We start from the raw sequence: 26,705 nt of genomic DNA on the forward strand, positions 1-26,705 counted from the left end.
TCACTCCCGTCACTCTGACAACAGAATACCGCGGTCGAGAGTTCCCAGCCGGTTCGCCGCGAATGTCGTCGTATACAGGCTCGACGTCGAGTGGTTCAGTTGGCGCCATGACCCCGGAAGCCCATTCCGCTCCCGACATCGCGGCGGTGGACGAACTGCGCTTCCTCGCCGACGCGATTCGACGCGTCGACGCCGCCGCCGGTGCTGCGAATTGGGACGACGGGGCGCTCGCCGCCGTGCTCGCCGATGCCAACGCCGAGCTGTCCTCGGTGCAGGCCACCATCAGCGGCGACATCGCCGTGTCCGCCGCGTCCGCCCCGTGGCGTGAGCGCGCCGACGACTACGCAAGGGGCGTGGCGCGCACGCGCGGCGTGGTGGTGCCGCCCCGGCACGCCAGCGCGGACGCGGTCTTGGCGGTGGCGCTGGCGAGGATCGCCGTCGCCGAGGCCGTCGTCGCCGTCTGCCGCGCACGTGGCGCGGACGCCGCAGGCGCCGGCTCGGGGGAGAACCGAATCGCCGTCCTACGCGGCGCGCCGCTCTCCGGGCTCGGCAAGCGCGTCGTCGCCGAAGTGAGGCACCTCGTCGCCGACAAGCCGCGCGCCGTCCTGATGCGGCTGCTGATCACCCTTGGCATCAGCCTGGCCCTGGTGAGCGTCTTCCACTTCAGCGGCATGTCGAGGTACGACGACGTGAGCCGATTGAGCCTCTACCTGTTCTCCGCGGTCGTCGGCAGCGTCGTGTGCACCAACGCGCTGTGTTTCGAGGCGCAACGGGTTCGCGACGCGATGTCGCACGGTGCCCGGCTCTGGCAGATCCTGGTGGCGAAGAACCTGGCGATGGCCTTGCTGATCACCGTCGCCGCCCTTCCCGTCGTCGTCTTCCTCACCGTGGCCAGCGAAGGCAACCCGGTAGCCCTCGTCGACCAGCTGGTCACCATGGTGTTCATCTGGCTCGGTGTCGGCAACGTGCTGTCGGTGTTGTATCCGCTTCGCCACGAACCGATTTCGGCGCGTTTGCACGACAGCACGTGGAAGCCGTACCTGTTCTCGTTCGCGCTCTCCTACGGCGTCGGCCTCAGCGTGAACCTGATGATCTTCTGGCGGTTGTGGTCGCGCCAGACCGCGGCGACCGAGCTGTCCGGTGGCGAGTGGGCGGCCTTCTTGCTCGTGCTGCTCAGTGCGTTGGCCAGTTGGGTGCTGCTCACCGTATTCGCGGTCACCTGCAGTCGTGAGCCCGGCGTCCGCCGGATTCTGTCCCGCGAGATGGTCGCCTACCGTCCGGCTCACCAGCCGTAGGGCGTCGACGCGTCATCGTGCTCCAGGCATGGCGGGTCGACGGGTTTTGGACTAACGTGCCGTGGGCAATCAGCCCGTCGCCTGTGAGCGCGATCACAGGCACCTACGAAGGGTGGCGCTCAGATGACCGACCATGTGTCCACCGAAGGCCAGACGTCGCAGCCGGATTCCCCGGACGGCGGCCTCGGCACCAGCCTCAAACCGCGCCACATCACCATGATCTCGATCGCCGGCGTCATCGGCGCCGGCCTGTTCGTGGGATCGGCCAACGCCATCAAGGAGGCCGGTCCCGCGGTTCTGATCTCCTACTTCATGGCGGGCACGCTCGTCGTCCTGGTGATGCGGATGTTGGGGGAGATGGCGACGGCCAACCCCGACACCGGTTCCTTCTCCGTCTACTCGGACCGGGCGCTGGGTGGCTGGGCGGGGTTCTCCGTCGGCTGGCTGTACTGGTGGTTCTGGGTGCTGGTCATTCCCGTCGAGGCCACCGCAGCGGCCGCGATCCTGTCTGAGCTCGTCGGCGCTCCCCAGTGGGTGTGGGCGCTCGCCGTCACGTTGTTGCTCACCGTCACCAACCTCATCAGCGTCGGCAATTACGGTGAATTCGAATTCTGGTTCGCCCTCATCAAGGTCGTCGCCATCATCGCCTTCATCGGCATCGGCGTCGCGGCGATCTTCGGGCTCATTCCTGACTCCGAGGTCAGCGGGATCAGCGCGCTGACGCAACCAGACGGGTTCATGCCCAACGGCTTTGGCGCGGTCATCGCAGGCATGTTGGTGACCATGTTCTCGTTCATGGGAACCGAGATCGTCACCATCGCCGCCGCCGAGTCGCCCGACCCGACCACCGGCATCAGCAAGGCCGTGAACTCGGTGATCTGGCGAATCTCGTTGTTCTACATCGGATCCATCTTCGTGATCGTCGCCCTGATCCCGTACGACAAGCTCGACAACGGCTCGTACCAGACCACGCTCGAGGCGATCGGCATCCCGGGGTCGAAGATCATCATGGACCTCGTCATCCTGACCGCAGTCGCGTCGTGCCTGAACTCCGCGCTCTACACCGCATCTCGGATGCTCTTCTCCCTGGGTGACCGCAGGGATGCGCCGAGGGTCGTGCGGAAGCTGACCGGCAACGGCGTGCCGTGGGTCGCCGTGCTGGCGTCGATGGTGGTGGGCTTCCTGGCGGTGGTCGGCAACTACCTGTTGCCGGAGAAGATCTTCGCCTACCTGCTGGCGACCAGTGGTGCCATCGCCCTGTTCGTCTATCTCGCGATCGCGGCCAGTCAGTTCGTCCTCGGGCGCACCATGCGCGCCAAAGGCGAGGAGGCACCGGTCAAGATGTGGCTGTTCCCGTACCTGACGATCGTGGTCATGGTGGCCATCGTCGTGGTTCTGGTGCTGATGGCGTTCGATCCCGATCAGCAGTCGGCCATCTTCCTGTCCTTGATCTCCGCGGTCTTCATCATCGGGGCAGGCGTCGTCGTCCACCGGCGTCGCGGCCACAGCCTGACGGACTCGACGCTCTAGCCCTTCTTGACCTGCAGCACCCGGTCTCGCAGACCGGTGGTTGCGGTCTCCAGTAGGCCCTTCGCGCCGCGCTTGATCAGGAACGACGGCAGCGGCACGATCGGGTCGACCGTGATGTCGAACCTCACGTGGGTGGAATCGCCCGCGGATGTCAGGGTGTAGCGCGCTTCCTGCGCTCGTTGCTGCTGGGCGCTGATCAACGTCCAGCCGACCCCGTCCGGATGGACGACGTGGGCGAGTTCCTGCTCGTCGCTGACCCCGACGATCTTGACCACCTGCCGAGATCGGCTCGGGCGTCCCTCCGCATCGCGTTCGAGGACTTCGATCTCCTGGTGAGCTGGGGACCATTCGGGCAGCGATTCCAGGTCGAACAGCACGTCGAGGATTTCGCGGGGCGTCGCCTCGATGGTGATTTCGCGTGATTCGGTAACGGCCATGGGGGCAACGTATCCGACGCAACAATGATGTTTCGAGCAGATTGGCAGGTGGTACTCACCCGCCATGAGAAAACACCTCATGACACAGATCCTCTTCGCCGGCGCCGGAGCGACGGCGATTGCCCTTGCACCGCTCGCGGGAGCGAACCCACCGCCGCCGTGTGGCGTCGAGGGCACCCCCGCGTGCGCCGTTGCCGGTCCCGATGGTGCCGCCGCAGGCGCGCCGGGGACTGGCGCGACCGCCGGTCCAGACGGCGCATCGGCCGTGGCGCCGGGTACCGGGGCCACCGCAGGTCCTGACGGCGCTGGCGTGACCGTGCCTGGCGCAGGCGCGCAGGCCGGCCCCGATGGCGTAGGCGCAGTCGTCCCCGGCGCGGGAGCGCAGGCGGGTCCCGGCGGTACCGAGGCCACCGTGCCAGGCGCGGGCGCCGCGACCAGTCCTGGCGGAGCCAGTGCGTACGTTCCTGGCGGAAGTGCCAACGCCGGTCCCGGAGGTGCGAGCTTCTGCGTTCCGAACTTCTGTGCCAACGCCGGGTAGCAACACCCGATTTTGAGCCCAAGACCCCCGAGGTGATCGACGATCGCCTCGGGGGTCTTGGGCATTCGTACCCCTGATGGACCGCTAAGTCACCACCTGTTGACATAGCCCTGGACGTCCCCTACGGTCACAAGTCATCAACTGTTGACATGTGCATCGTGAGGAGTCGGCCGTGACGCAAGCGACCTCGGGGCATTCGTTTCTGAGCGACATCGCCAGGGCGGCGATCGCCGCGCCCCGACGCTTCGTCGCGATTGCAGCGTTGGTCACCGTCGCGGCCGGAATCTTCGGCGTTCCAGTCGCCAAGACGTTGTGCGCCTGCGGTTTCGAGGATCCCACGTCGGAATCTGCGCGGGCCACGGCCCTCCTGGCCGACGAATTCGACCAGGGCGGCCCCCAGCTGATCTTCGTCGTCTCCGACCCGAACGGATACGGCAGCGACACCGCCCGTGCCATCGGCCTCGGCATCGTCGGCGAACTGGAGCGCTCGCCCGACGTCGCGACCGTCACGTCGGCGTGGACCGTCCCGGCGTCGGCGGCCACCGGACTGATCGGCGACGACGGCCGCTCCGGTCTGATCTTTGCCGGCGTGTCGGGTGACGACGTCAAGGCCCAGGAGACCGCCAGGAACCTGTCCGACTTGCTCGCCCACGACCGCGACGGCGTGACCGTCCGGTCCGGCGGAACGGCGATGCTCAACGTACAGATCACCGAGCAGTCCCAACACGACCTGATGGTGATGGAGTCGCTGGCGATACCGCTGAGCTTCGTCGTCTTGATCTGGGTGTTCGGCGGCGTTCTGGCGGCGTTGATCCCGATCGCCGTCGGCGGAATGGCGATTCTCGGTGCTCTGGCCGTACTTCGCGGCGTCACCTTCTTCACCGATGTTTCGATATTCGCCCTGAACCTCAGTGCCGCAATGGGTTTGGCCCTCGCCATCGACTACACGCTGTTGATCCTCAGCCGTTACCGCGACGAGATCGCCGACGGTGTCCCGCGTGACGAAGCCCTGGTGAAGACCATGGGGACCGCCGGCCGCACCGTGCTGTTCTCGGCGACCATCGTGGCGTTGTCGATGGCCATGATGGCGCTGTTTCCGATGCACTTCCTCAAGTCGTTCGCCTATGCGGGAGTCGCGACGGTCGCCTTCGCCGCGGCGGCCGCACTCTTGGTCACCCCTGCGGTCATCGTGTTGCTCGGAGACCGCTTGAACGCGTGGAAGATTCGTGGGCCGTTTCGTCGGTCCACCGCGGCGCACCGCTCCGTCGGCCAACCATTCCTCTACCGGTGGACCAAGGGCGTCATGCGCCATGCCGTACCGATCGGCGTCGCCGTCGTCGGGGTGATGCTGTTGCTCGGCGCGCCGTTCCTCGGGGTCGAGTGGGGCTTCCCCGACGACAGGGTGCTACCGGCGTCGGCGTCGGCACATCAGGTCGGCAACCACCTTCGCGAGGCCTTCGTCGACGACTCGGCCACTGCGGTCACCGTCGTCGTGCCCGACGCGAAGGACCTCGTTGCTGCGGACTTCGCCCGCTACGCCGCCGACCTGGCCCGCGTGACTGACGTCACGCACGTGTCCCCGCCGACCCAGGCCGACGGGAGCGCCTTCCTGACGGTGTACAGCGCCGCACCGCTGTTCTCCGACGGTTCGCAGGCTCAGCTGGACCGCCTGCACGAGGTGCCGGGTCCCAGTGGCCGAGGGGTTCTGCTGACCGGCACCGCGCAGACCAACGCCGACAGCGTCCACGCCATCACCTCGCGGCTGCCCCTCGTGCTCGGGTTGATCGCGGCGATCATGTTCGTGGTGCTGTTCTTGCTCACCGGCAGCGTGGCGATCCCTGTGAAGGCGTTGCTGCTCAACGCGTTGTCTCTGACGGCGGCCTTCGGCGCAATGGTCTGGATCTTCCAGGATGGCCACCTCGGCGGGCTCGGAACGACGACGACCGGGACGCTTGTCGCCAACATCCCGGTGTTGTTGTTCTGCATCGCCTTTGGGTTGTCGATGGACTACGAGGTGTTCCTCGTCTCGCGCATTCGCGAGTTCTGGCTGGAATCCGGCGGGGCTGGCGACGCGGGTGACGCGCGGGCCAGGAGCGACGAGAGCGTGGCGCTCGGCATCTCCCGTACCGGTCGAGTCGTGACCGCCGCAGCGGTGGTGATGTCGATTTCGTTCGCGGCGCTCATCGCCGCCGAGGTGTCGTTCATGCGGATGTTCGGGCTGGGCCTCACCCTCGCCATCCTCACCGACGCCACGCTGGTGCGGATGGTTCTCGTGCCGGCGTTCATGCGCATGATGGGCGAGTGGAACTGGTGGTCACCACGGTGGCTCACGCGGCTCCACGACCGCTTCGGCCTCGACGACGGTCACGGTGCCCGCCCCGATGCCCCGACGCCACACCACCAACATCACGTCGGAGCGACCACCGTCGCCAGCTCCGTTCATCTGACCCGTGAACCATTCGGTCCCGGGTGTCGTGTCTAGGAAGAAGGAGGGCGCCATGACTGTGATCGCCGCCGTACGGGGAGAACTCCCAACGAACCGCTATACCCAGGCCGAGGTGACTGAGGCGCTGCTGGCCATTCCCGGCTATGCGGAGTACGCCGAGCCCATTCGGAAGCTGCATCGGAGCGCGAAGGTCGACAGCAGGCACATGGTGCTCTCGCTGGAGGAGTACGCCACGCTCGACGACTTCGGCACGGCCAACGACATCTTCATCGAACACGCCGTCGAGCTCGGCTGCGCAGCGGTGTTGGGCGCACTCGACGACGCCGGCCTCGAGCCGGCGGACGTCGACGTCATCTACTCGACGACCGTCACCGGCCTCGCAGTGCCGACGCTCGACGCCCGCATCGCCGCCCGGATCGGCCTGCGGCCAGACGTGCGGCGAGTGCCGATGTTCGGGCTCGGCTGCGTCGCGGGCGCGGCCGGCGTGGCACGCTTGCACGACTACCTGCGGGGTGCGCCCGACGACGTCGCCGTGCTGGTCGCCGTGGAACTGTGCTCGCTGGTGCCCAAGCGAAACCCGTCGATGGCGACCGTCGTGGGCAGCAGCTTGTTCGGCGACGGGGCGGCCGCCGTGGTCGCCGTGGGCGACCGCCGCGCCAAGGGCATGGTCGCCTCGGGGCCGGAGGTGCTCGACTCGCGGAGTCACCTGTACCCCGATTCGGAACGCACCATGGGCTGGGACGTCGACTCGACCGGTTTCCGCTTGGTGCTCTCGCCTGACGTTCCCCAGGTGGTCGAACGCTACCTCGGTGACGACGTCACCGAATTCCTTGCCACACATGACAAGACGATCGAGGACGTCGGTACCTGGGTGAGTCACCCCGGCGGTCCCAAGGTCATCGAGGCCATCACCGCCACCCTCGGCCTGTCCGACGACGCGCTCGAGCTGACATGGCGTTCGCTGGCGGAGGTGGGCAACCTGTCCTCGGCGTCGGTGCTGCACGTGCTGCGCGACACCATCGCCAAGCGTCCCGAGCCGGGAACGTCAGGTCTGATGATGGCCATGGGTCCGGGTTTCTGCTCGGAGCTCGTCCTGCTGCGGTGGAGGTGACCCGATGACCTGGTACGTGCTGCTGATCGTCGTCGTCGGCGTCGAGCGGATCGCCGAACTCGTCGTCTCCAAGCGAAACTTGGCCTGGAGTAAGGCCAACGGCGGCACCGAATTCGGGGCCGCGCACTATCCCACGATGGTCGTCCTGCACGTCGGCCTTCTGGTGGGCTGCCTCGTCGAGCCGCTCGTCCTGCATCGACCGTTCATCCCCGCCCTCGGCTGGCCCATGCTGGCCGTCGTGGTCGCGGCCCAGGTGCTGCGGTGGTGGTGCATCACCACCCTCGGATCGCAGTGGAACACCAGGGTGGTCGTCATCCCGGGGGCCGACCGCGTCACCGGCGGCCCATACCGCCTCATCCCGCACCCGAACTACGTCGCCGTGGTGACCGAGGGTGTCGCGCTGCCGCTGGTGCACAGTTCCTGGATCACCGCGGTGGTCTTCACCGTGCTCAACGCGGCGCTGCTGCGGACGCGGATCAAGGTGGAGAACGCCGCGCTCGCGAGCCTGTCGTGATCGACCTCTTGGTGGGCGGCGGCGGACCCGCGGGTCTGGCCACCGCGCTGTACGCGGCACAGGCCGGGCTCGAGGTCGTCGTGGTGGAGCGGCGAACGGGCGACCTCGACAAGGCCTGCGGCGAGGGCATGATGCCGCACACCCTCGCGCACCTGGCCCATCTCGGGGTCGACCCGAAAGGCCGGGCGCTGCATGGGATCAGCTATCTGGGTGGTGGCCGTCGCGTCGACGCGACCTTCCGGGCGGGCACCGGTCTCGGCGTGCGCAGGACGGTACTTCACGCCGCCCTGCGGGACGCGGCCGACGACGCCGGGGTCCGGTTCGTCCACCAGGACGTCGGGCCGGTGACGCAGGACGACTCGTCGGTCCGCGTTGGAGATCTCAGGGCCAGATACCTGGCGGCTGCGGACGGGTTGCACTCGCCCGTTCGGCGCTCGCTCGGCCTCGAGAAGGCCAGTCCTGGGCCGCGTCGGTGGGGGATTCGGCGGCACGTCCAGATCGCGCCGTGGACGGACTCCGTCGAGGTGCACTGGGCGCGTGGCGCGGAGGCCTACGTGACGCCGGTCGCCGACGACTGTGTCGGCATCGCGATCCTCAGTTCCACCCGCGGCGGATTCGACAGCCACTTCGACGAGTTTCCCCTGCTGCGGGAGCGGGTCGACGGGCACGCCCACGGGCCGGATCGGGCGGCTGGTCCGCTACGGCAGTCGGCCCGCAGTCGGACGGCGGGCCGGGTGATGTTGGTCGGCGACGCGGCCGGCTACGTCGACGCGCTGACGGGCGAGGGCATGGGGCTCGCGTTCGGCGCCGCACGGCAATTGGTGAACTGCGTGGTTGCGGACAGGCCCGCCGACTACGACCGGCAGTGGCGACGGGTGACCCGGCGCTACCGGTTGTTGACGGCGGGGCTGGTGCGGGCCGGCGGCGTGCCGACGGTGCGGGCCCGCATCGTGCCCGCGGCGACGGCCCTGCCGCGGGTCTTTGCCATGGCGGTCAACCAGCTTGCGTACTGACCAGCGTGACGCCGCCAAGCGCCTACCCGACCCCACGAGTCGGCGCTGGGCTTGGCAGACTGTTCCCATGGCACAGATAACGCTAGGCGGAAATCCCATCAACACGGTCGGCGAGCTTCCCGCGGTCGGATCGCCCGCGCCCGGATTCACCCTGACCGGCACCGACATGGGTGCCGTCACGAATGACCAGTTCAGCGGAAAGCCGTTGCTGCTCAACATCTTCCCGTCGGTCGACACCCCCGTGTGCGCCATGAGCGTGCGGACGTTCAACGAGCGGGCCGCCGCGACCGGTGTCGCGGTGCTGTGCGTGTCCAACGACCTGCCGTTCGCGCAGAAGCGCTTCTGCGGCGCCGAGGGCATCGAGAACGTCACCACGGCCTCGGGTTTCCGGGACAGCAGTTTCGGTACGGACTTCGGCATCACCATGGCCGACGGCGCCTTCGCCGGGCTGCTCGGCCGGGCCGTCGTGGTGGTCGGTGCCGACGGCAACGTCGTGTACTCCGAGCTGGTGCCCGAGGTCGGGCAGGAGCCGAACTACGACGCGGCGCTCGCAGCGCTGAGCTGACTAACCCACGCTCGCCGAGCGTGAACTCGTTGGTCATGTTCGACGGAAATGACGCCAACGAGTTCACTCTCGGCGGGGACTAGGCCCTAGATGGGCCACTGCTCGCGGCGGTGGGCGGCGTCGAAGAACATCCACTCGTAGCGTGCCGTCGCCGCGAAGTGCGCCCTGGCGACGGCCTCCTCCGCCGGGTTGAGCGCCCGCCCGACCTCGTCGGTCAGCGCCAGCACCTGTGCGACGGCGGCGGCGAACTCCTCGCCGCCGTAGCTGTCGATCCAGCTCTGATAGCGGGAATCGGGGGAGCCGCGCTCGAGCAGGGCGGCGCCGACGCGTTCGTAGATCCAGTAGCACGGCAGGATCGCGGCCAGGCCCTCGGCGAAACCTCCTCCGTACGCGGTGGCCAACAGATAGCTGGTGTACGCCCGCGTGGTGGGCATGACCTCCTCGTCGATCGCCGAGGCGGGCAATCCGAGCGCGGGTAGCAGGGTTCCGTGCAAGCCGAGTTCGACGTCGAGCACGTCGGCGGCATGTCGGGCGAACATCGCGGTGTCGGTCAGAGTGGGTGCCTTGGCGCCGACGACGGCCAATGCGCGGGCGTAGTCGCGTAGGTAGTGCACGTCTTGCGCGAGGTAGTGCGCGAACACGTCGGTGTCCAGGGTTCCGTCGGTCAGTCCGGTGATGAACGGGTGGGACAGGATCGCCGCGAACGTCGGCTCGATCTCCCGCCACAGTCGTTTCGACCAAGTCTCGATGTGCGTGCTCATGGGTGCCGAACTTACCCGGGTCGTCACCGTTGGGTCACAGTATGGCGGCTCATTGGCGTTGGGGCAGTCGGCAATTGGGTTGCCGACGTTGTGGGGTAGTAGAAGTGAATTGTCGCCCCGACGTTTGTAGAGAGATGGAACCTCCGATGAGACGCATTTTCGCCTTCGTGATCAGCCTTGCCATTTTGGTGGCGACGCCGGGACTCGCGTCGGCCGACCCCTATCAGCGGCCTGCGCGCAACCAGCAGGCCGTCGACTTCGTGATCAAGCGTGCCGTCTCACAGGTCGGGGTTCCGTTCGCCTACGGCGGCGGCGACGCCAACGGTCCCACCCTCGGAAGGGGTCCCACGACCGACGCGCTCGCCACGGAGCAGCGCGCCAACATCCCCGGCACCGATCCGGGCAGCGTCTTCGGCACGGTTCCGGGTTCAACCGTCCTCGGTGCGGCACCGGCTCCTGCTCCTGCTCCCAGCGTCGTCGGTTTCGACGCCTCGGGCATCATCGTCTACGCCTTCGCCGGCGCGGGCATCAAGCTGCCCCGCTCGTCGGGTGAGCAGTACAAGGTTGCGCAGAAGGTCGCGCCGAGCCTGGCGCTGCCCGGCGACCTGGTCTTCTTCGGTCCCGACGGGACGCAGAGCGTGGCGTTGTTCGTCGGCAACGGCCAGATGCTGGAGGCCACCGACTCCGGCATCAAGGTCTCCCCGGTGCGCACCGCCAACATGACCCCGTACGTCGGTCGCATCATCGCCTGACTCGTCACGGCGGAACGCGGTCCGCGGGGGCTGACCTTCGGCTAGTTTCGTCTGGTGTCCGACCTGACGAACCGCCAGATCGTGTTGCGTCGCCGGCCCCGGGGTCTCGTCGACCCGGACGACACCGAACTGGTGGTGACTACGGCACCCCGGCCCGTCGACGGCGAGGCGCTCGTCCGGATGACCTACGTCGGCATCGACGCAGCCGCCCGGACGTGGCTCAACGACCAGCCCGGCTACCTGCCGCCGGTTCAACTGGGCGAGGTCATCAGGGCCGCCGGGATCGGCGAGGTGGTCGAGTCACGTTGTGACGCCTACTCAGTCGGCGACGTGGTGACGACGCTGTCCGGGTTCCAGGAGTACGCCATCGTGCGTGACGACGTCTTCTGTACGCCGGTGACGGGCATGGACGAGGTCGACCAGCTTGCGGTGATGTCGATCTACGGGCCGACGGGCGCCACCGCGTACTTCGGGATGAACGACATCGGACGCCCGGCGCCGGGGGAGACGGTGGTGGTCTCGGCTGCCGCGGGCGCGACCGGATCGGTGGCAGGCCAGATTGCCAAGATCGCCGGTGCCCGCGTCGTCGGCATCGCCGGCGGGCCGGAGAAGTGTCGCGCGGTCGTCGAGGACTTCGGCTTCGACGACTGCATCGACTACCGCGCGGGCAACGTGCCCGCAGCGCTAAGGGAGAAGTGCCCTCGCGGGGTGAACGTCTACTTCGACAACGTCGGCGGTCCGATCCTCGACGCCGTCCTTGGCCGCCTGGCGCCCAAGGCCAGGGTGGTGCTGTGCGGCGTCATCTCCAGTTACCTGACCGGTGAGCACCCGGGACCGGCCAACTACGTCAACATCCTGGCCAAGACGGCGACCATGCAGGGGTTCAACGCGCTCGACGAATGGGGCCGGTTCGACGAGGCCTTCGCCGCGCTGCGGGGGTGGGAGCAGCAGGGCCTGCTGGTGCACCGCGAGACCGTGTACGACGGGATCGAGTCGTGCGTCGACGCCCTCAACGGGCTGTTCACCGGTGCGAACATCGGCAAGATGCTGGTGTGCATCTCGCCGCCGTAGGAGGCGGGGTCACGCCCGGCTGGGTCGCCGACGCCGGCCGCCAGCGTGGCGATACTCACGTCTTCGACGGTGAGACAACGGCTTTGCGGTCGACCGAGCGGCCTACGATTGACGGTATGGCACGTGGTTCTCGACAGGAGTACATCGCCCCGGACGGCCTGCTGCGCATCGAGGACTGCCTCACCGCCGACGGGGCCGTCGAGCTCCCACCCGGGGTGACGCTGCCGTCGTTGATCGACCGCAACGTCGCCCACGTCGGGGAGTCCGTCGCCTACCGGTATCTGGACTTCACCGGCTCGGATGCGGGCCGGGCCGTCGAGCTGACCTGGGCCGGTCTCGGCGTTCGGCTGCGGGCCGTCGCCGCTCGGCTGCAGAGCGTCGCGGCCCGAGGAGACAGGGTGGCGATCCTTGCGCCCCAGGGGCTCGACTACGTGGTCGGTTTCTTCGCGTCGATCAAGGCGGGCAACGTCGCGGTGCCTCTGTTTGCGCCCGAGTTGCCCGGCCACGCCGAACGTCTCGACACGGCGTTGCGTGACTCGCGCCCGTCGGTCGTGCTGACCACGGTGGCGGCGCTGCAGTCCGTCGAGTCGTTCCTCGACCACCTCCCGGCCTCGTTGCGGCCCAATGTGCTTGTGCTCGAGGACATTCTGGACGCCGAGGGTGACGGATTCGATCAGGTAGAGGTCGACGTGGACGACGTGTCGCACCTGCAGTACACGTCCGGTTCGACGCGTCCACCCGTCGGGGTGGAGATCACCCACCGCGCGGTCGGCACCAACTTGATCCAGATGATCCTGTCGATCGACCTGCTGAACCGAAACACCCACGGCGTCAGCTGGTTACCGCTCTACCACGACATGGGGCTCTCCATGATCGGCTTCCCTGCGGTCTACGGCGGCCACTCGACTCTGATGTCGCCCACCGCGTTCGTCCGAAGGCCGCAACGGTGGATCAACGCGTTGTCCGACGTGTCGCGCGAAGGTCGGGTGGTGACCGCCGCACCCAACTTCGCCTACGAGTGGACGGCGCTGCGAGGACGGCCGGCGCCCGGCGACGACGTCGACCTGGCCAACGTCGTGATGATCATCGGCTCCGAGCCTGTCAGCATGGACGCCATCGCCGTGTTCAACGAGGCGTTCGCGTCGTTCGGGTTGCCTGCGACGGCGATCAAGCCGTCCTACGGCATCGCCGAGGCGACGCTCTTCATTTCGACGACGGCTCCGACGGCCGAGGCCTCGGTGCTCTACGTCGACCGCGACGAACTCGAAGCCGGTCGCGCGGTGCCAGTCGCCGCCGACGCCCCGTCCGCGGCGGCGCAGGTGTCGTCGGGTCAGGTGGCGCGCAGTCTGTGGGCGGCGGTGGTCGACCCCGACACCGCCTGCGAACTCCCCGACGGCCGAATCGGCGAAATGTGGTTGCACGGCAACAACATCGGCCGCGGCTACTGGGATCTACCGGAGGAGAGTGCGCGCACGTTCCACGCCCGGTTGGCGTCCTCGCTCGAGGCGGGCAGCCACACTGCCGGCGTGCCCGCGACGGCGGACTGGCTGCGCACCGGCGACCTCGGCTTCTACCTCTACGGCGAGCTGTACGTCACCGGTCGGATCGCCGACCGGGTGCTGGTCGACGCGCGCACGGTGTACCCGCAGCACGTCGAAGCCACCGTGGCCGACGCGTCGCCGATCGTCAGGCGCGGCTATGTCGCGGCGTTCACCGTCCCCGCAGACGACGGCGAGCGTCTCGTCGTCGTCGCCGAACGCGCGGTGGGCACCAACCGTGCCGATCCCCAGGAGGCGGTCGACGCCATCGGGACGGAGGTGCTGCGCCGCCACGATCTGGCGGTCTACGACGTGAAAGTGCTTCCCGCCGGGGCCATTCCGCGTACCACAAGTGGAAAGTTGGCCCGACGGGCGTGTCGGGCGCAGTACCTCGACGGCGCCTGGGGCTAGATCTGGCCGTGCCGCGGCGGCCGGGTGCCCGAAAGGGCATGGCGGCCGATGTGCTGAATCTTCCACCGCACCGGATCGTGCAGGGTGTGGGTGCGGGCGTCGCGCCAGTAGCGCGACAGATTGCCGCTCGCCGAGGCGCTGCGGGTGCCACCCAGCTCGAACAGGGCAGACGACGCCTCCAGTGACGCGCGCACCGCGGCGACCTTCGCCACCGCGACGGCGATCGACGCGGCCGCCGTCGTGTCCGCGGTCGGGTTCGCCCTGGCGACGTCGACCTGACGGGCCGCCTCGGCGAGCAACGCCTGAGCGCCACGCACCGTGACCACCAACTCCCCGGCGAGCGCGACGACGGTGGGGTCGTCGCCGGTCGAGTCGACCCGAGCCTCGAAGTGCGGGCGGCCCTTCGCGGCATTCCGGACGCCTTCTTCGAGTGCGCCCGTGGCGATCCCGACGTCGATGGCGGCGTGCAGCAGCTGCGCCTGGGCGCCGTAGGTGGTCGGCCCGGCGAAGATGGGGGAGAAGGGGACGACGTGCTCCTCGGGGACCCGTACGTCGTCGAGGGTGACGGTGCCCGACGCGGTGGTCCGTTGGCCCATGCCGTCCCAGTCGTCGACGATCTGCAATCCCTGCGCATCACGGGGCACGAAGGCCAATGCCTTGGGCGTGCTCGACGTCGGAGCGTCGCCGGAGCCGTCCGCGACCGACGCCCTGACGATCACCCAGTCGGCGAAGAGTGCTCCCGTGGAGTAGAACTTGCGACCGGCGAGCACGTAGTCACCGGACTTGGTCTTGGTGAGCGTGGTGGCGTCGACGTCGATCGGGTGCGGGCCGCGTTCGGATTGGGCGTTGGCGAGCAGCCCGCCGCCACGGACGACGCCGTAGAAGAAGGCCCGTTGCGACGGCGTCCCCTTCAGCCGCACGGCTTCGAGAAAGGTGAAGTGCGAGTGCGGAATTTGAGCCAGCGACGGGTCCGCATGAGCGAACGACCGAAACACCTCGGCCACGGCCTCGAAGGGGGCGTCGACCCCGCCGAATTCGGCGGGCACCGTCAAGGCCAGCAGCCCGGACTCCTTCAGCGCCCGCACCTGGTCGTGCGGTAGGGAGCGTTCGGAGTCGCGAACACTGGCCTCGGCGCCGAACTCGACCGAGAGGCGATGCGCCAGCGCCACCGCGTCGGCGGCGGTGGTGACGCCCTCCGTCGCGGCTGGTGCACTCACCGCGAGGTGCCCAGGAAGGGAACCGAGGTGGGAGTCGAGTCGATCCGCCCGGCGTCGAACAGCCCACGCTCACGCAGCACCGGGACGACGCCCTCGCCGAACCAGTACAGCTCCTCGAGGTGGGGATAGCCGGAGAAGATGAACTCGTCGATGCCGATCTCGGCGTATTCGGCGATCCGGTCGGCGACCTCGACGTGACTGCCCACCAGAGCGGTGCCCGCCCCGCCGCGGACCAAGCCGACGCCCGCCCACAGGTTGGGTGCGATCTCCAGGCTGCGGGCGTCGTTCCAGGACCCGTTGGCGCGGCCGGCTTCGTGAAGGGCGAGCATGCGCTTCTGGCCTTCGGACTGGCTGCGGCTCAGCCCAGCTTGGGCCTTGCGCACCGTCTCTTCGTCGAGCGCGTCGACGAACTTGCCTGCCTGCGCCCACGCCTCGTCGGCGGTGTCGCGCGAAATGGTGTGCAACCGAATGCCGAAGCGCACCGTGCGACCCTCGTCGGCGGCCTCCTTGCGGATCCACTCGATCTTCTCCCGCACCGCTTCGGGCGGCTCGCCCCAGGTCAGGTAGACGTCGGCATGCTTGGCGGCCACCGGCCCCGCGGCCTTCGAGCTACCGCCAAAGTACAACGGCGGCACCGGGTTCGGCGGTAGCGCCAGCGCGGCGTCCTCCACCTGGATGTGCTTGCCGTCCAGCGTCACGGTCTCGCCCGCCCACAGCCGGCGCACCACGTCGAGGAACTCGTCGCACCGCTCGTAGCGCGCGTCCTTGTCGAGGAAGTCCCCGAACGACCGTTGTTCGTGGGCTTCGCCGCCGACGACGACGTTGAGCAACAGTCGACCGGGGGCGTGCCTGGCGAACGTGGCCGCCATCTGAGCCGAGAGGGTGGGGCTGACGAGGCCGGGACGGAACGCGACCAGGAACGCCAACGACGTGGTCTCCCTGGCCAGCAGCGCGGCGGTGATGAAGGCGTCCTCACACCACGCGCCGGTGGGGATGAGCGCGCCGGTGAACCCGAACGACTCGGCGGCGCGGACGATCGAGCCGAGGTAGTCGATCGAGGCGTCGCGGTCGCTGTGGGCCGATCCGGCGGGCGTGCCGTGACCGCCGCCGACGATCAGTCGGCTGTCGCCGTAGGTGGGAAGGAACCAGTGAAGCTTGACGGGCATGGCGAGACTCCTAGCGGCTGGCCGTCGGCTGCGAGGCCGTCGACGACGATGATGAGGGCTTGGTGGACGGTCGTTCGATTATCGTCGACGACGGCCCGCCCACCCGGTACCGGGATCCGCGATGTTCGTCGGGGAGGCGGTCGCCGCGGCCAAACAGCTTGTTGCGCAACGTGCCAGGCGCGTACTCCGATTGGTAGGCCCCGCGCGCGGTCAACACCGGCACCACGTGGTCGACGAAGTCGGCGAACGTTCCCGGCGTGATGGCGTAGGCCAGGTTGAAGCCGTCGACGTCGGTTTCGGCGACCCACTCCTGCAACACGTCGGCGACGCGTTCACCCGAGCCGACGATCAGCGGGCCGATGCCGCCGATCTTGCCCCAGTTTGCAATGTCTCGGACCGCCCATTCGCCGCCGTCCGGGTCAGCCGACTGGAAGGCCTTGACCGCCGACAGGATGGCGTTGGAGTCGACGTTGCCGATCGGTTCGTCGAGTCCGTAGCTGGCCAGGTCGACGCCCATCCAGCCGGACATGAACACCAGGGCGCCCTCGGGGTCGCCGTAGGAGAGGTACTCGGCGTGCTTGGCCCGGGCTTCCTCGTCGGTCTCGGCGGTGATGACCGTGGACAGGTTGTAGATCTTCGCCGCGTAGGGATCTCGGCCTGCCAGTTCCAGCTCCCGGCGAATCGTCGTCACGGTCTCGCGAAGGATCGCCTTCGTCGGGGCCGCGGTGAAGATGGCCTCGGCGTTCTCGGCGGCGAACCGAACGCCGCGCGGTGAGGCTCCGGCCTGAAACATGACGGGTGTCCGCTGCGGTGACGGTTCGGAGAGGTGGATTCCCGGCACGGTGAAATGCGTTCCGGCATGGCCGATGTGGTGCACCTTGTCGGGATCGGTGAAGACGCCGCGTTCACGGTCGCGGATGACGGCGTCGTCCTCCCAGGACCCTTCCCACAGCTTGTAGAGGACCTCGAGGTACTCGTCGGCGTGGTCGTAGCGGGCGTCGTGGGCCGGTTGGTCGGTCTGCCCCATGTTGCGGGCAGCCGATGGCAGGTATCCGGTGACGACATTCCAGCCGACCCGGCCCTTGGTGAGGTGGTCGAGCGTCGACACGCGCCTGGCGAACGGGTACGGGTGCTCGAACCCCGTTCCGGTCGTGATGCCGAAGCCGAGGTGCTCGGTGACCAACGCCATCGCGGACACCAGCAGCAGTGGGTCGTTGACCGGAACCTGGGCGGCTTGGCGGATCGCGGCCTCGTCGCTGGCGCCGTAGACGTCATAGGTGCCGAGGACGTCGGCGATGAACAGCCCGTCGAACCGACCTCGCTCGAGGAGTCGGGCGAGGTCGGCCCAGTAGGACAGGTCCTTGTACTCGGAGGACCTGTCCTGTGGGTGCCTCCAGAGGCCGGGCGACTGATGGGCGACGCAGTTCATGTCGAACGCGTTGAAACGGATCGGTCGGGTCACTGGCTCGAGTTTGGCGACCGGATCCCGCGACGTCACTGCTTTGCGTCAGGGCGATTCGAAGGTGGCTACACGCAGAACGGGCCGATGCAGATGCCGCCGTTGGGTTCCCAACCGCCGTTCCAGCCTCCGGGGATGGGTCCTCCACCCTGGTAGTAGGGCGGAGGTGGCGGCGGACCCCAGCCGACGGGACCTGGACCCCAGGCAGGCGGTGGTGGCGGACCCCAGGGTGCGGGTGGGGGAGGCGGGCCCCAGTGGGCGGGGATGGGTACCCCGCCGGGGCCGGGAGCGGCACTGGCCACCCCACTGCTGACGCCCAGGGCGGCGGCGGCGAGTCCGCCGGCCATGGCAATTCCGGCGACGATCTTCGTGGACTTCATCGACATTCGGTCCTTCCGGGTTCGGCGCTGGGCGGAATGTTCCGCCTAGCAACACACCCGTCATGGTAGTTAGCCATGTTCAGTACCAGCTGTGAGCTCCGTCAGCATCCGCTTTGCGGCGCCGACGGCCGGGCGACTATCCGCCGCCGAGGCTCTTCTGAAGAGCGATGCACTTGCCGTAGTTCTCGGGGGTGCACGGGATGCCCTGCACCGATCCGTACCCGTTGAAGTTGGGGTCGACGACAGGGCCGGTGGCGGACGCCTGCGGCGGGACGACGACGCCCGGAGCGCCGAATCCACCTGCCTGGCCCGGGGAGCAGACTCCCTCGAACCGGGTTGGCACGGTGCCGAACGGGCAGTCCTTGGCCACTGCCGGGGAGGCGGCAACCAGGGGCGCGGCAACGAACGCGGCGGCACAGCCGAAGACAAAGATTCCGCGTCTGACGTTGATCATTTTGCTCCAAACGGTTAGCCCGACTCGCGTTAGCTTAGCCTGACCGCTTCCCGTGCGGGGCCCGTGTGGGTGAGGTGGATGCGGGTTCGGGTCGGTAATGCGCTGGAGGGCGTCATCTCTTGTTGACGTTCGTCATCGTTTGGTGACGATCCGCAGCTGATTGTCACCTCCGGGCGGGCGGGCGGCCTCACCTACGATGTCGGGATGCCTGAGCGCCCCTTCGCACTCGTCCGTCGACCAGCGGAGACCCTGGCCGACGGCATCGTCACCTTCATCGAGCGTCATCCCGTCGACCTCGAGCTGGCCAAGCGCCAATGGGACGGTTACGTGGCGGCACTTCACCGCAGCGGATGGCCGACCGTGGTGATCGACGGCGACGACGCCATGCCCGACTGCGTCTTCGTCGAGGACGTCGTGGTGATGTTCGGAGACCTTGCGGTGGTGACCAATCCACGTCAGCCGACGCGCAATCCCGAGACGACGGCGGTGCGGCGCACCCTCGACGACCTGGGCCTCGAGTCGACCTCGATCACCGAGGGAACCCTCGACGGCGGTGACGTCCTCAAGGTGGGTTCCCAGGTGTACGTCGGTCTCAGCGGCACCACCAGTGCCTCGGCGATCGACCAGTTGGCGCGCATCCTGGCTCCGAGGGGCTACACCGTGACCGCGGTGCCGCTGACCAAGGCGTTGCATCTGAAGAGTGCGGTCACCGCGCTACCCGACGGCACGATCATCGGCTACGAGCCCGTCGTGGACGACCCCGACGTCTTCGAGTCGTTCCTAGCCGTTCCCGAGGAACCCGGCGCGCACGTGGTCGTCCTCGACGACGACCTGCTGTTGATGAGCTCCGCTGCGCCGGAGACGGCCGCGTTGTTCACCGACCGCGGCTATCGGCTGGAACGCGTGGACGTCTCGGAGTACGAGAAGTTGGAGGGCTGCGTGACCTGCCTGAGCGTGCGGGTCCGCTGATCGTGACGTTCGCCTGATGTTCCTCGTCATCCTCGGCGCGGTTCTCGCGTCGATGCACTTCTTCGTCTGGGCACGGTTGGTGAAGGACACCACCCGTCCCGGCCGGGCCCGCTGGATTTTGTCGGGACTCGTCGTGGCGATGGCCGTCCTGCTGATGGCGACGTTGGGCCTCCGTGGTGTGGTTCCCCCGGAGATCGCCTGGCCGGGCTACCTCTGGTTCGCCCTCGTCGCGTACCTGTTCATGGTGTTGCTCGTGCTGGAGCCGGTCCGCTGGGCGCTGCGACGACGGATCCGGCGGCGACCGGCAGCGCCCGAGCCGGCAGCTGAGACCACGGCCCCTGAGACCACGGCTTCTGAGACAACGGCGGAACCGGACGCGGTGAATCGGCGACTGTTCCTGGCCAGGGCCAGTGCGGTGGCGGCGGGCGCCGTCTCGGTCGGCGTGGTCGGAGTCGGTGCGACGACGGCGCTGGGGCCGCCGAACGTCTTGCACGTTCCGGTGCGGTTGCGCCGACTCGATCCGGGGCTGAGCGGCTTTCGGATCGCCGTGGTGTCCGACATCCACCTGGGGCCGCTCGCGGGGCGGGCGCACACCGAACGCATCGTCCGGATGATAAACGAAACTTCCCCAGACCTGGTGGCGATCGTCGGCGACCTGGTGGACGGCACGGTGGCCGAGCTGGGTCCAGCGGCGGAACCGTTGCGCGACTTGCACTCTCGCGAGGGCACGTTCTTCGTCACCGGAAACCACGAGTACTTCGTCGACGACACGGCTTCGTGGCTGACCGAGCTCGAGCGGCTCGGCGTGCGGCCGCTCCGCAACGAGAACACGGTGATTCGGCGCGGCGGCGCGGCGTTCGACCTCGCCGGAGTCAACGACATCGCGGGCGCGGAGCGGTCGGATCCGCCCGACTTCGGCAAGGCGCTGAACGGGCGGGATTCGTCGCGGCCGACGGTTCTCCTGGCTCACCAACCGGTGCAGGTGTCCACGGCCGCCCAACACGGCGTGGACCTGCAACTGTCCGGGCACACCCACGGTGGCCAGATGTGGCCGTTCCACTACGCGGTCCGCGCGGTGCAGCCGTCGCTGGCGGGGTTGTCCGCCGTCGGCGACACCCAGCTGTACGTGTCCAGGGGAGCCGGGTTCTGGGGTCCGCCGGTGCGAGTCGGCGCGCCACCGGACATCAGCGTGATCTCGCTGGAGCAACAGGGCTGACCCCGCGGGCGGCTAGGGCAGAATCGTAGGCGTGACGACACCGCCGCAGGGTCCCCGGCGACCGGGCGAGCGCGGTGAACCCGCCCGCCGGGACGTGCCGCCGCGCCGCAATCCCGGCCCCCCGCGACCCGAGCCGCCGACCCAACGCTTCCGAGCGCCGCAACGCCCCGCCGACGCGGCGCCCACCGAACGGCTTCGTCCGCCGCCCCCTGCGCCGCCCGCCGACGCCGTGCCGACGGAGCGGATTCGGGTCGCGCCGCGGCCGCTGGAGCCGCCGCACCTCGGTTCGCAGGACACCCCACCTCCGGCGCCCAAGAAGCCCCGGCTCTCGTGGCTGCGTGATCCGCTGTCGCTGGCGTTGCTCGCGATCATCGTCGTCGCGGTCCTCGTCGGCGGGCTCGCCGGTGGCGAGCTCTATGCGCGGCATCGCGTCGACGCGCTCCTGGTCGAGGTCGCCGAGTGCGTCGTCAGGGACGGCGCCAGCGTGTCGTTCGGCGTCAATCCGCCGTTCCTGTGGCAGCACGTCACCGGGCACTACACCAACATCTCGGTGGTCACCGACGGCGACAACGTGCAGGACGCCAAGGGTATGAAGGCCGACGTCTCGGTGTCCGACGTCCGACTGCTCGGCACGTTGGATTCCAAGGGGACCATCGGATCGCTGGAGGCCACGTTGACGTGGACGGCGGCGGGCATCAAGGACACGGTGGCCGCGAACCTCCCCGGCGTCGGCAGCCTCGTCACCGGGGTGACCACCGATCCGTCGGCGGGGACGCTCAACCTCGAGGCGGGCGACATCACCGTGACGGCCAAGCCCGTGGTGAACGACGGTGATCTCGCCTTGCAGGTCGTCGACGTGACGGGTCCGCTGGGCAGGGACACCGTGCAGACCGCACTCGACGGGCTGACCGCGAAGCTGAACGCCCAATACCCGCTCGGGATTCACGCCGACAGTGTCGAGGTGACCCCGACCGGAGTCGTCGGGAAGTTCTCGACCCGCAACGCGTCGATTCCGCAGGACGACGCCGATCCCTGCTTCGCGAGGTTGTGACGGCAACGCCAGTCCCGTCGTGGTGAGGCCCAAGGGCGGCGCGCGGGTGACTCGCGTCGAGGGTTGTGCGATATATTGCGTTTCGCAACCCCGCGACGAGTCAGAGGAGCAGGAATGTCCATCGAGGACTTCGAGAGGTATCCGCTCACGTTCGGGCCGAGCCCGATCCACCCGCTCGACCGGCTGACCGCCCACCTCGGCGGCGCGCGAATCTGGGCCAAGCGGGAGGACTGCAACTCGGGATTGGCCTATGGCGGCAACAAGACTCGCAAGCTCGAGTACATCGTTCCCGACGTACTCGCCTCTGGCGCCGACACGTTGGTATCCATCGGCGGCTACCAGAGCAACCACACCCGCCAGGTCGCCGCCGTGGCCGCGAAGTTGGGTCTCAAAGCCCGCCTGGTGCAGGAGAAGTGGGTCGACTGGCCGGATGTGTGGAACGCCACGCGGTTGGACGAGACCGTCGGCAACATCCTGCTGTCCCGCATCATGGGGGCCGACGTGCGACTGGACCCGTCGGGGTTCGACATCGGCATCCGCTCATCCTGGGAGGACGCCTTGCGCGCGGTCACGGAGGCCGGCGGCAAGCCGTACCCGATCCCCGCGGGCGCGTCGGAGCATCCGCTGGGCGGCCTCGGCTTCGCCAACTGGGCCTACGAGGTGCAGCGCCAGGAAGCCGAACTCGGCGTCTTCTTCGACACGATCGTCGTCTGCACGGTGACGGGGTCGACCCACGCCGGAATGATTGCAGGCTTCGCCGGTCAGGACCGGCCGCGCACCGTCCTTGGAATCGACGCCTCCGCGACGCTGGAGAAGACCCGGGCTCAGGTCGCCCGAATCGCCCGCCACACCGCCGATCTCATCGGTCTCGGACGCAATCTGCGCGACGACGAGATCACCGTCCTCGAGGGCTGGGCCGGCGACCTCTACGGCATTCCCGTGCAGTCGACGATGGACGCCATCAGGCTCTCCGGCAGTCTCGAGGGCATGATCATCGACCCCGTCTACGAGGGGAAGTCGATGGCGGGTCTCGTCGACATGGTGCGCGACGGCAGGATTCCGAAGGAGTCCAACGTTCTCTACGCGCACCTGGGCGGGCAGCCCGCGCTCAACGCCTACTCGGGCTTGTTCGAGTAGCGGGCGGGGGAGTGCGCCGACGGTTGCACGCCGTGGGCGAGCCCGTTGGCGGCGTGGATGCCGGCCGCCATCTCGGACAGCAGCCGGAAGGTGCGGGTACGGCGGATCTTCTGGGTGCGAGAAACTCTCTTGTAGAACATGTTTCCACCATCGCCTGCGCGCTGGGCCTTGCACAGTGGCACTAAGGCCGTTATCCGTTAAGATAGTGACATGCATTCGGTGGCCATCCTCGCGTACGACGGCATGTCGGGTTTCGAGTCGGGCCTGGCGGCGGAGATCTTCGGGATGCACGACCTGTCCGCGGCGTTCTGTGCGGGCATCCCCACGCCCTGGTACTCGGTCAAGCTGTGCTCCGAGCAGCCGGAGGTCCGCATGTTGGGTGGCGCCACGGTGCGCACGTCGTACGGTCTTGCCGACCTGGCGGCCGCCGATACGGTCGTCATCCCCAGCGTCGGAGACACCACCAAGCCCGCCTCGCCGGCGCTGGTCGACGCGATTCGCACTGCCCACCAAGGTAATTCGCGACTGGTGTCCATCTGCTCCGGTGCTTTCGCGCTCGCCGAGGCCGGCGTGCTCGACGGCCGGACGGCCACCACCCACTGGATCTACGTCGACCTCATGCAGGAACGATTTCCCGACGTCGACGTCGACCCGACCCCGCTCTACGTCGACGGCGGCAACGTCCTCACCAGTGCGGGATGCGCGGCGGGCCTCGACCTGTGCCTCCACATCGTGCGCTCAGACCACGGTGCCCACGTCGCCAACGACGTGGCGCGACGACTGGTGATCGCGCCACACCGGGCCGGCGGCCAGGCGCAATACATCGAGTCGCCGGTACCCGAACCGAGCACCGACGGCCAGATCGCCGGCGGAATGGCTTGGGCCCTGGCCAATTTGGACTCGCCGATCACACTCGACGAGCTGGCGGCGCGGTCGTCGCTGTCGCGGCGCAGCTATCTGCGGCGCTTCGCCAAGGCGACGGGAACCACGCCCATCAAATGGCTGATCACCCAGCGCATCCAGGCGAGTCTGGCGCTGCTCGAGTCCTCGGACCTGTCGATCGAACAGATCGCGGCGCGGGTCGGGTTCGACTCGCCCGTCACGTTCCGCCACCACTTCGTCCGTGCGCTGCGGACGACGCCGAGTGAATATCGCAGTTGCTTCACCGGACGGGTGCTCGGTGCCTGACGCGCTGACCTACGCCTGGGAGACCCCGGCCGAGGGCGTGTACCGGTGCCGGCTGCCGTTCCTCGACGTCACCGTCGGGCTGGTCCGGGGGAGCAGTGCCACGCTGCTGGTCGACTGCGGGACGACGTTGGTCGAGGCGGCGGCGGTCGCGGCCGACGTCGAGGCCCTTGGTGGAGGCGCCGTCACCCACCTGGTGATGACCCACGACCACTTCGATCACATCCTTGGTTCGGCCGGCTTCCCCGACGCCGAACTGTTCGGCCCACCCGCGGTGTCGGCGGCCCTCACGACCGGGCTGGACGGCGTCCGGGCGCACGCGCTCAGCTACGGCGCCGACCCGGTGGAACTGGATCGCGCGGTCGCCGCCGTCCGGGCGCCGGACCACCGGCTGCTCGACGCCGACCTGGACCTGGGCGGTCGGGTGGTCCAGGTGAGGCATCTAGGCCCCGGTCACACCGATCACGACCTGGTCGTCGTCGTCCCTGGCCAGCCCACCGTCGTCTTTTGCGGTGACCTCGTCGAGGAGTCGGGCGACCCCTCGATCACCGACGGCTCCGACCTGGCGTCGTGGCCACGCACCCTGGACCGGCTGCTGGACCTGGGCGGCGAGGACGCGGTCTACGTGCCCGGCCACGGCGCGATGGTGGATGCTGGATTCGTGCGGAGACAGCGCGACTGGTTGGCTCACAGACGTCACACCGGTGGAACCTCGTGACGGCTGCGGCTGAGTCGGCCCGGGTAGACCGCTGGCTGTGGGCGGTCCGGCTGACGAAGACCCGACCCGACGCCGCCGCCGCGTGCCGCGGAGGGCACGTCCGCATCAACGACCGACCGGCCAAGCCGTCGACCATGGTGGTCCCCGGTGACCGGGTGCAGGCTCGGGTGGGCGAGACGACGCGCATCGTCGAGGTGGTGCGCGTCATCCAGAAGCGGGTGGGGGCTCCCGACGCCGCGACGTGCTTCCTCGACCGGACTCCCAAGCCGCCACCGACGGTCGCCATCCCGGTGGCCCTGCGCGATCGGGGCGCCGGCCGCCCGACCAAGCGGGATCGGCGACTCCTGGACAAGTGGCGCGCCAGCCAAGGGTGAGTCGGCCTCGGTCGCGATGTCGGGTCGCGCGCGGCCGATATATGGGACGATGGCCGGGCGTCAGCAGAGAGGACACCCGGTTACATGACTGAACGACGTCGCACCACGGCCGTGAACGCCGCGAAGATCGCCTGTGCGGGGATGTTCCTCGCCGGCGGTGCGCTGAGCATGGCAGGCCAGGCCGCCGCCGATCCGGAGGTGCCCTTCACGCCGGTGCCGGGAGTTCCCGCCGCGCCAGCGCCTGACCAGCAGATCGTCGCGGGTGGCGACGCCCCGCCCGCCCCGCCGCCCGTCGGCGCGCCGGTGGTGCCCGAGATCTCCAACCAGCAGTACGGCTCGGGATCGGGCCCGCTGGGCTTCATCAGGGATGCCTGGCACCAGGCAAAGGACCCGTACGGCGTGGGGGATTCGCCAGACGGCATGCCCGTCGGTGCGCCGCCTCCCCCGGGGGCAGGTCCGCCACCGCCGCTGCCGCCAGGATTCAAGTCGCTGCAATTCCCCGAGTCCGAGACGGCCCCGGTTCAGGCGGCCCCGAACTCCGGTGGGCCGGCACTCCCGCCCGGGTACTACCCGCTCAACGGTCCGCCGCCACCGGCGCCCGTCGATCCGGCGGCGCCGCCGACGATCGTCCCCGCCCCTCCGGGCTAGCGGCTCAGCGTCGCCACGCCGACCCGAGCGGCGATTGCGTCCGAGGAGTCAGCGGCTCGGCGAGGAGTACCGGTGCCTGCGCCATGAATCGTGGTGTGTGACCGCGGTGTTCGTCTGCGGCGTGCACGGTGAACGGATGCACCACGTACATGTCGCCGGGTCGGCCCGTCGCCGCGACGTCCTCTCGGCTGGCACTGGCGCTGGCGACCAGCGGCCCGCACTCGTAGGCGTCGATCGACTTCTCGTCGAGGATCGCGGCGACGTCGCGGTGCGAACCCACCCGAATCCTGGTGGGTGCATCGTGGGGACCCACCTCGGACAGAATCGTCAACAGCAACACCGTGTGGGGGCGACCGCTGACCGCCCACGTGCCGTCCGGCAGCGGGGTGTTGAGGTCGACGTGCCACCCGCGGTCGTCGACGACGGGGCGCACCGGGAACCGGATGGGTATGTTGCCCAACGATCCGCGCGGCAGCCAGCCACCAACTCCGCATATTGCGTCGAGGGTGTCGGCCAGTTTGCGGCTGCGGGTCAGGACGCCGAACGGACCGTCACCGCGCACATCGGCGGCCCACACCACCGGCTCAGTCCACGACTCCGGCTGGTCCGGCGACATGGGAATCCGGGTCCACAGCTCGCGCTGGGCCGCCTCGGCGACCTCGCGCGGCGCCGCCGCCTCGATCTTGACGTAGCCGTTCTCGGCGAAGTCGTCGACGTCCATTACCCAAGCGTCGCGGGTCGAGTACCGC

Annotated in this window: 28 protein-coding genes; 19 read left to right on the forward strand and 9 right to left on the reverse strand. The window is 68.7% G+C overall.

The window, feature by feature from the left end:
• Positions 1-107: 107 nt before the first annotated feature.
• Both ASD37_RS01410 and ASD37_RS01415 read left to right on the forward strand, forming a co-directional pair.
• On the forward strand, positions 108-1,295 hold the full coding sequence (locus ASD37_RS01410) for a hypothetical protein (RefSeq protein WP_056546979.1): 1,188 nt from the start codon (positions 108-110) through the stop codon (positions 1,293-1,295).
• A 123-nt stretch (positions 1,296-1,418) separates the two neighbouring features.
• Positions 1,419-2,825 (forward strand): amino acid permease, encoded by a 1,407-nt coding sequence (locus ASD37_RS01415; protein WP_056546982.1) that lies wholly within the window; start codon positions 1,419-1,421, stop codon positions 2,823-2,825.
• Here the strand turns inward: ASD37_RS01415 and ASD37_RS01420 are convergent.
• Complete coding sequence (locus tag ASD37_RS01420) at positions 2,822-3,262, reverse strand: SRPBCC family protein (RefSeq protein WP_056546984.1); 441 nt, start codon at positions 3,260-3,262, stop codon at positions 2,822-2,824. The two genes, ASD37_RS01415 and ASD37_RS01420, sit on opposite strands and share 4 nt — an antisense overlap.
• A gap of 79 nt (positions 3,263-3,341) precedes the next feature.
• Between ASD37_RS01420 and ASD37_RS01425 the strand changes: the two genes are divergently transcribed.
• The 6 genes from ASD37_RS01425 (at position 3,342) to tpx (ending at position 9,449) form a co-directional block, all read left to right on the forward strand.
• Positions 3,342-3,800, forward strand: coding sequence for a hypothetical protein (locus tag ASD37_RS01425; RefSeq protein WP_235568010.1), 459 nt, complete (start codon positions 3,342-3,344; stop codon positions 3,798-3,800).
• Between the two features lie 172 nt (positions 3,801-3,972).
• A complete protein-coding gene (locus ASD37_RS01430; protein ID WP_235567941.1) occupies positions 3,973-6,282 on the forward strand; it encodes an MMPL family transporter in 2,310 nt (769 codons plus the stop codon).
• Complete coding sequence (locus tag ASD37_RS01435; RefSeq protein ID WP_255354783.1) at positions 6,275-7,357, forward strand: type III polyketide synthase; 1,083 nt, start codon at positions 6,275-6,277, stop codon at positions 7,355-7,357. Before ASD37_RS01430 ends, ASD37_RS01435 begins: the two co-directional genes overlap by 8 nt.
• A 4-nt stretch (positions 7,358-7,361) precedes the next feature.
• Positions 7,362-7,871 carry an isoprenylcysteine carboxyl methyltransferase family protein gene (locus ASD37_RS01440; RefSeq protein WP_056546995.1) on the forward strand — a complete coding sequence of 170 codons (510 nt, stop codon included), beginning with the start codon at positions 7,362-7,364 and terminating at the stop codon, positions 7,869-7,871.
• The gene (locus ASD37_RS01445; RefSeq protein WP_056546998.1) at positions 7,868-8,884 is read left to right on the forward strand and encodes an NAD(P)/FAD-dependent oxidoreductase; all 1,017 of its coding nucleotides are present in this window, start codon (positions 7,868-7,870) and stop codon (positions 8,882-8,884) included. Before ASD37_RS01440 ends, ASD37_RS01445 begins: the two co-directional genes overlap by 4 nt.
• A 67-nt stretch (positions 8,885-8,951) precedes the next feature.
• Complete coding sequence (gene tpx / locus ASD37_RS01450; protein WP_056547001.1) at positions 8,952-9,449, forward strand: thiol peroxidase; 498 nt, start codon at positions 8,952-8,954, stop codon at positions 9,447-9,449.
• Positions 9,450-9,535: 86 nt separating this feature from the next.
• Here tpx and tenA read toward each other — a convergent pair whose 3' ends face one another.
• Positions 9,536-10,210, reverse strand: a complete 675-nt coding sequence (gene tenA, locus ASD37_RS01455) for a thiaminase II (protein WP_056547004.1) — start codon at positions 10,208-10,210, stop codon at positions 9,536-9,538.
• A 146-nt stretch (positions 10,211-10,356) separates the two neighbouring features.
• Between tenA and ripD the strand changes: the two genes are divergently transcribed.
• From ripD to ASD37_RS01470, 3 genes are all read left to right on the forward strand, one after another.
• Positions 10,357-10,962, forward strand: coding sequence for an NlpC/P60 family peptidoglycan-binding protein RipD (gene ripD / locus ASD37_RS01460; protein WP_056549624.1), 606 nt, complete (start codon positions 10,357-10,359; stop codon positions 10,960-10,962).
• 54 nt (positions 10,963-11,016) lie between these two features.
• Complete coding sequence (locus ASD37_RS01465; RefSeq protein WP_056547007.1) at positions 11,017-12,033, forward strand: NADP-dependent oxidoreductase; 1,017 nt, start codon at positions 11,017-11,019, stop codon at positions 12,031-12,033.
• Between the two features lie 116 nt (positions 12,034-12,149).
• Positions 12,150-13,982: a fatty acyl-AMP ligase gene (locus tag ASD37_RS01470; RefSeq protein ID WP_056547012.1), complete on the forward strand. Its 1,833-nt coding sequence runs from the start codon at positions 12,150-12,152 to the stop codon at positions 13,980-13,982.
• On the opposite strand, the gene ASD37_RS01475 is transcribed toward ASD37_RS01470, so the two are convergent.
• The 5 genes from ASD37_RS01475 to ASD37_RS01490 all read right to left on the reverse strand — a co-directional run bounded on the left by ASD37_RS01475 (position 13,979) and on the right by ASD37_RS01490 (position 18,658).
• The gene (locus tag ASD37_RS01475; protein WP_056547014.1) at positions 13,979-15,199 is read right to left on the reverse strand and encodes an SfnB family sulfur acquisition oxidoreductase; all 1,221 of its coding nucleotides are present in this window, start codon (positions 15,197-15,199) and stop codon (positions 13,979-13,981) included. The two genes, ASD37_RS01470 and ASD37_RS01475, sit on opposite strands and share 4 nt — an antisense overlap.
• Positions 15,196-16,365 (reverse strand): LLM class flavin-dependent oxidoreductase, encoded by a 1,170-nt coding sequence (locus ASD37_RS01480; protein WP_056547018.1) that lies wholly within the window; start codon positions 16,363-16,365, stop codon positions 15,196-15,198. The genes ASD37_RS01475 and ASD37_RS01480 overlap by 4 nt, the downstream gene beginning before the upstream one ends.
• A 10-nt stretch (positions 16,366-16,375) precedes the next feature.
• Positions 16,376-17,827: an LLM class flavin-dependent oxidoreductase gene (locus tag ASD37_RS01485; RefSeq protein ID WP_056549626.1), complete on the reverse strand. Its 1,452-nt coding sequence runs from the start codon at positions 17,825-17,827 to the stop codon at positions 16,376-16,378.
• 65 nt (positions 17,828-17,892) lie between these two features.
• Positions 17,893-18,204, reverse strand: coding sequence for a hypothetical protein (locus ASD37_RS31910; RefSeq protein WP_200959731.1), 312 nt, complete (start codon positions 18,202-18,204; stop codon positions 17,893-17,895).
• Between the two features lie 136 nt (positions 18,205-18,340).
• Positions 18,341-18,658 (reverse strand): hypothetical protein, encoded by a 318-nt coding sequence (locus ASD37_RS01490; protein ID WP_056547021.1) that lies wholly within the window; start codon positions 18,656-18,658, stop codon positions 18,341-18,343.
• Between the two features lie 204 nt (positions 18,659-18,862).
• On the opposite strand from ASD37_RS01490, the gene ddaH reads away from it, so the two are divergent.
• The 4 genes from ddaH to ASD37_RS01510 all read left to right on the forward strand — a co-directional run bounded on the left by ddaH (position 18,863) and on the right by ASD37_RS01510 (position 23,031).
• A complete protein-coding gene (ddaH, locus tag ASD37_RS01495) occupies positions 18,863-19,627 on the forward strand; it encodes a dimethylargininase (RefSeq protein ID WP_056547024.1) in 765 nt (254 codons plus the stop codon).
• Between the two features lie 16 nt (positions 19,628-19,643).
• Positions 19,644-20,843 (forward strand): metallophosphoesterase, encoded by a 1,200-nt coding sequence (locus ASD37_RS01500; protein WP_056547027.1) that lies wholly within the window; start codon positions 19,644-19,646, stop codon positions 20,841-20,843.
• Between the two features lie 31 nt (positions 20,844-20,874).
• The gene (locus ASD37_RS01505; RefSeq protein ID WP_056547029.1) at positions 20,875-21,894 is read left to right on the forward strand and encodes a DUF2993 domain-containing protein; all 1,020 of its coding nucleotides are present in this window, start codon (positions 20,875-20,877) and stop codon (positions 21,892-21,894) included.
• 114 nt (positions 21,895-22,008) lie between these two features.
• Complete coding sequence (locus ASD37_RS01510) at positions 22,009-23,031, forward strand: 1-aminocyclopropane-1-carboxylate deaminase (protein ID WP_056547031.1); 1,023 nt, start codon at positions 22,009-22,011, stop codon at positions 23,029-23,031.
• Here ASD37_RS01510 and ASD37_RS01515 read toward each other — a convergent pair.
• Complete coding sequence (locus ASD37_RS01515; RefSeq protein ID WP_156720683.1) at positions 23,010-23,171, reverse strand: hypothetical protein; 162 nt, start codon at positions 23,169-23,171, stop codon at positions 23,010-23,012. The genes ASD37_RS01510 and ASD37_RS01515 overlap by 22 nt on opposite strands.
• Before the next feature lie 70 nt (positions 23,172-23,241).
• Between ASD37_RS01515 and ASD37_RS01520 the strand changes: the two genes are divergently transcribed.
• From ASD37_RS01520 to ASD37_RS01535, 4 genes are all read left to right on the forward strand, one after another.
• Complete coding sequence (locus ASD37_RS01520) at positions 23,242-24,219, forward strand: GlxA family transcriptional regulator (RefSeq protein ID WP_056547039.1); 978 nt, start codon at positions 23,242-23,244, stop codon at positions 24,217-24,219.
• A 4-nt stretch (positions 24,220-24,223) separates the two neighbouring features.
• Positions 24,224-24,934: an MBL fold metallo-hydrolase gene (locus ASD37_RS01525; RefSeq protein WP_056549627.1), complete on the forward strand. Its 711-nt coding sequence runs from the start codon at positions 24,224-24,226 to the stop codon at positions 24,932-24,934.
• Complete coding sequence (locus ASD37_RS01530) at positions 24,931-25,308, forward strand: RNA-binding S4 domain-containing protein (RefSeq protein ID WP_056547043.1); 378 nt, start codon at positions 24,931-24,933, stop codon at positions 25,306-25,308. Before ASD37_RS01525 ends, ASD37_RS01530 begins: the two co-directional genes overlap by 4 nt.
• An 84-nt stretch (positions 25,309-25,392) precedes the next feature.
• Positions 25,393-25,956 carry a hypothetical protein gene (locus tag ASD37_RS01535; protein WP_056547045.1) on the forward strand — a complete coding sequence of 188 codons (564 nt, stop codon included), beginning with the start codon at positions 25,393-25,395 and terminating at the stop codon, positions 25,954-25,956.
• A gap of 4 nt (positions 25,957-25,960) precedes the next feature.
• Here the strand turns inward: ASD37_RS01535 and ASD37_RS01540 are convergent, their stop codons facing one another.
• The gene (locus tag ASD37_RS01540; RefSeq protein WP_056547048.1) at positions 25,961-26,677 is read right to left on the reverse strand and encodes a phytanoyl-CoA dioxygenase family protein; all 717 of its coding nucleotides are present in this window, start codon (positions 26,675-26,677) and stop codon (positions 25,961-25,963) included.
• Between the last annotated feature and the right edge of the window lie 28 nt (positions 26,678-26,705).

This window comes from Mycobacterium sp. Root135, from assembly GCF_001426545.1.
Taxonomy (GTDB): Bacteria; Actinomycetota; Actinomycetes; order Mycobacteriales; family Mycobacteriaceae; genus Mycobacterium.

Coding starts and splice junctions, on each gene's coding strand:
- ASD37_RS01410 (WP_056546979.1), top strand. CDS start 108: ATGACCCCGGAAGCCCATTCCGCTCCCGACATCGCGGCGGTGGACGAA.
- ASD37_RS01415 (WP_056546982.1), top strand. CDS start 1,419: ATGACCGACCATGTGTCCACCGAAGGCCAGACGTCGCAGCCGGATTCC.
- ASD37_RS01420 (WP_056546984.1), bottom strand. CDS start 3,262: ATGGCCGTTACCGAATCACGCGAAATCACCATCGAGGCGACGCCCCGC.
- ASD37_RS01425 (WP_235568010.1), top strand. CDS start 3,342: ATGACACAGATCCTCTTCGCCGGCGCCGGAGCGACGGCGATTGCCCTT.
- ASD37_RS01440 (WP_056546995.1), top strand. CDS start 7,362: ATGACCTGGTACGTGCTGCTGATCGTCGTCGTCGGCGTCGAGCGGATC.
- tpx (WP_056547001.1), top strand. CDS start 8,952: ATGGCACAGATAACGCTAGGCGGAAATCCCATCAACACGGTCGGCGAG.
- tenA (WP_056547004.1), bottom strand. CDS start 10,210: ATGAGCACGCACATCGAGACTTGGTCGAAACGACTGTGGCGGGAGATC.
- ripD (WP_056549624.1), top strand. CDS start 10,357: ATGAGACGCATTTTCGCCTTCGTGATCAGCCTTGCCATTTTGGTGGCG.
- ASD37_RS01470 (WP_056547012.1), top strand. CDS start 12,150: ATGGCACGTGGTTCTCGACAGGAGTACATCGCCCCGGACGGCCTGCTG.
- ASD37_RS01480 (WP_056547018.1), bottom strand. CDS start 16,365: ATGCCCGTCAAGCTTCACTGGTTCCTTCCCACCTACGGCGACAGCCGA.
- ASD37_RS31910 (WP_200959731.1), bottom strand. CDS start 18,204: ATGAAGTCCACGAAGATCGTCGCCGGAATTGCCATGGCCGGCGGACTC.
- ASD37_RS01490 (WP_056547021.1), bottom strand. CDS start 18,658: ATGATCAACGTCAGACGCGGAATCTTTGTCTTCGGCTGTGCCGCCGCG.
- ddaH (WP_056547024.1), top strand. CDS start 18,863: ATGCCTGAGCGCCCCTTCGCACTCGTCCGTCGACCAGCGGAGACCCTG.
- ASD37_RS01500 (WP_056547027.1), top strand. CDS start 19,644: ATGTTCCTCGTCATCCTCGGCGCGGTTCTCGCGTCGATGCACTTCTTC.
- ASD37_RS01510 (WP_056547031.1), top strand. CDS start 22,009: ATGTCCATCGAGGACTTCGAGAGGTATCCGCTCACGTTCGGGCCGAGC.
- ASD37_RS01515 (WP_156720683.1), bottom strand. CDS start 23,171: ATGTTCTACAAGAGAGTTTCTCGCACCCAGAAGATCCGCCGTACCCGC.
- ASD37_RS01520 (WP_056547039.1), top strand. CDS start 23,242: ATGCATTCGGTGGCCATCCTCGCGTACGACGGCATGTCGGGTTTCGAG.
- ASD37_RS01535 (WP_056547045.1), top strand. CDS start 25,393: ATGACTGAACGACGTCGCACCACGGCCGTGAACGCCGCGAAGATCGCC.
- ASD37_RS01540 (WP_056547048.1), bottom strand. CDS start 26,677: ATGGACGTCGACGACTTCGCCGAGAACGGCTACGTCAAGATCGAGGCG.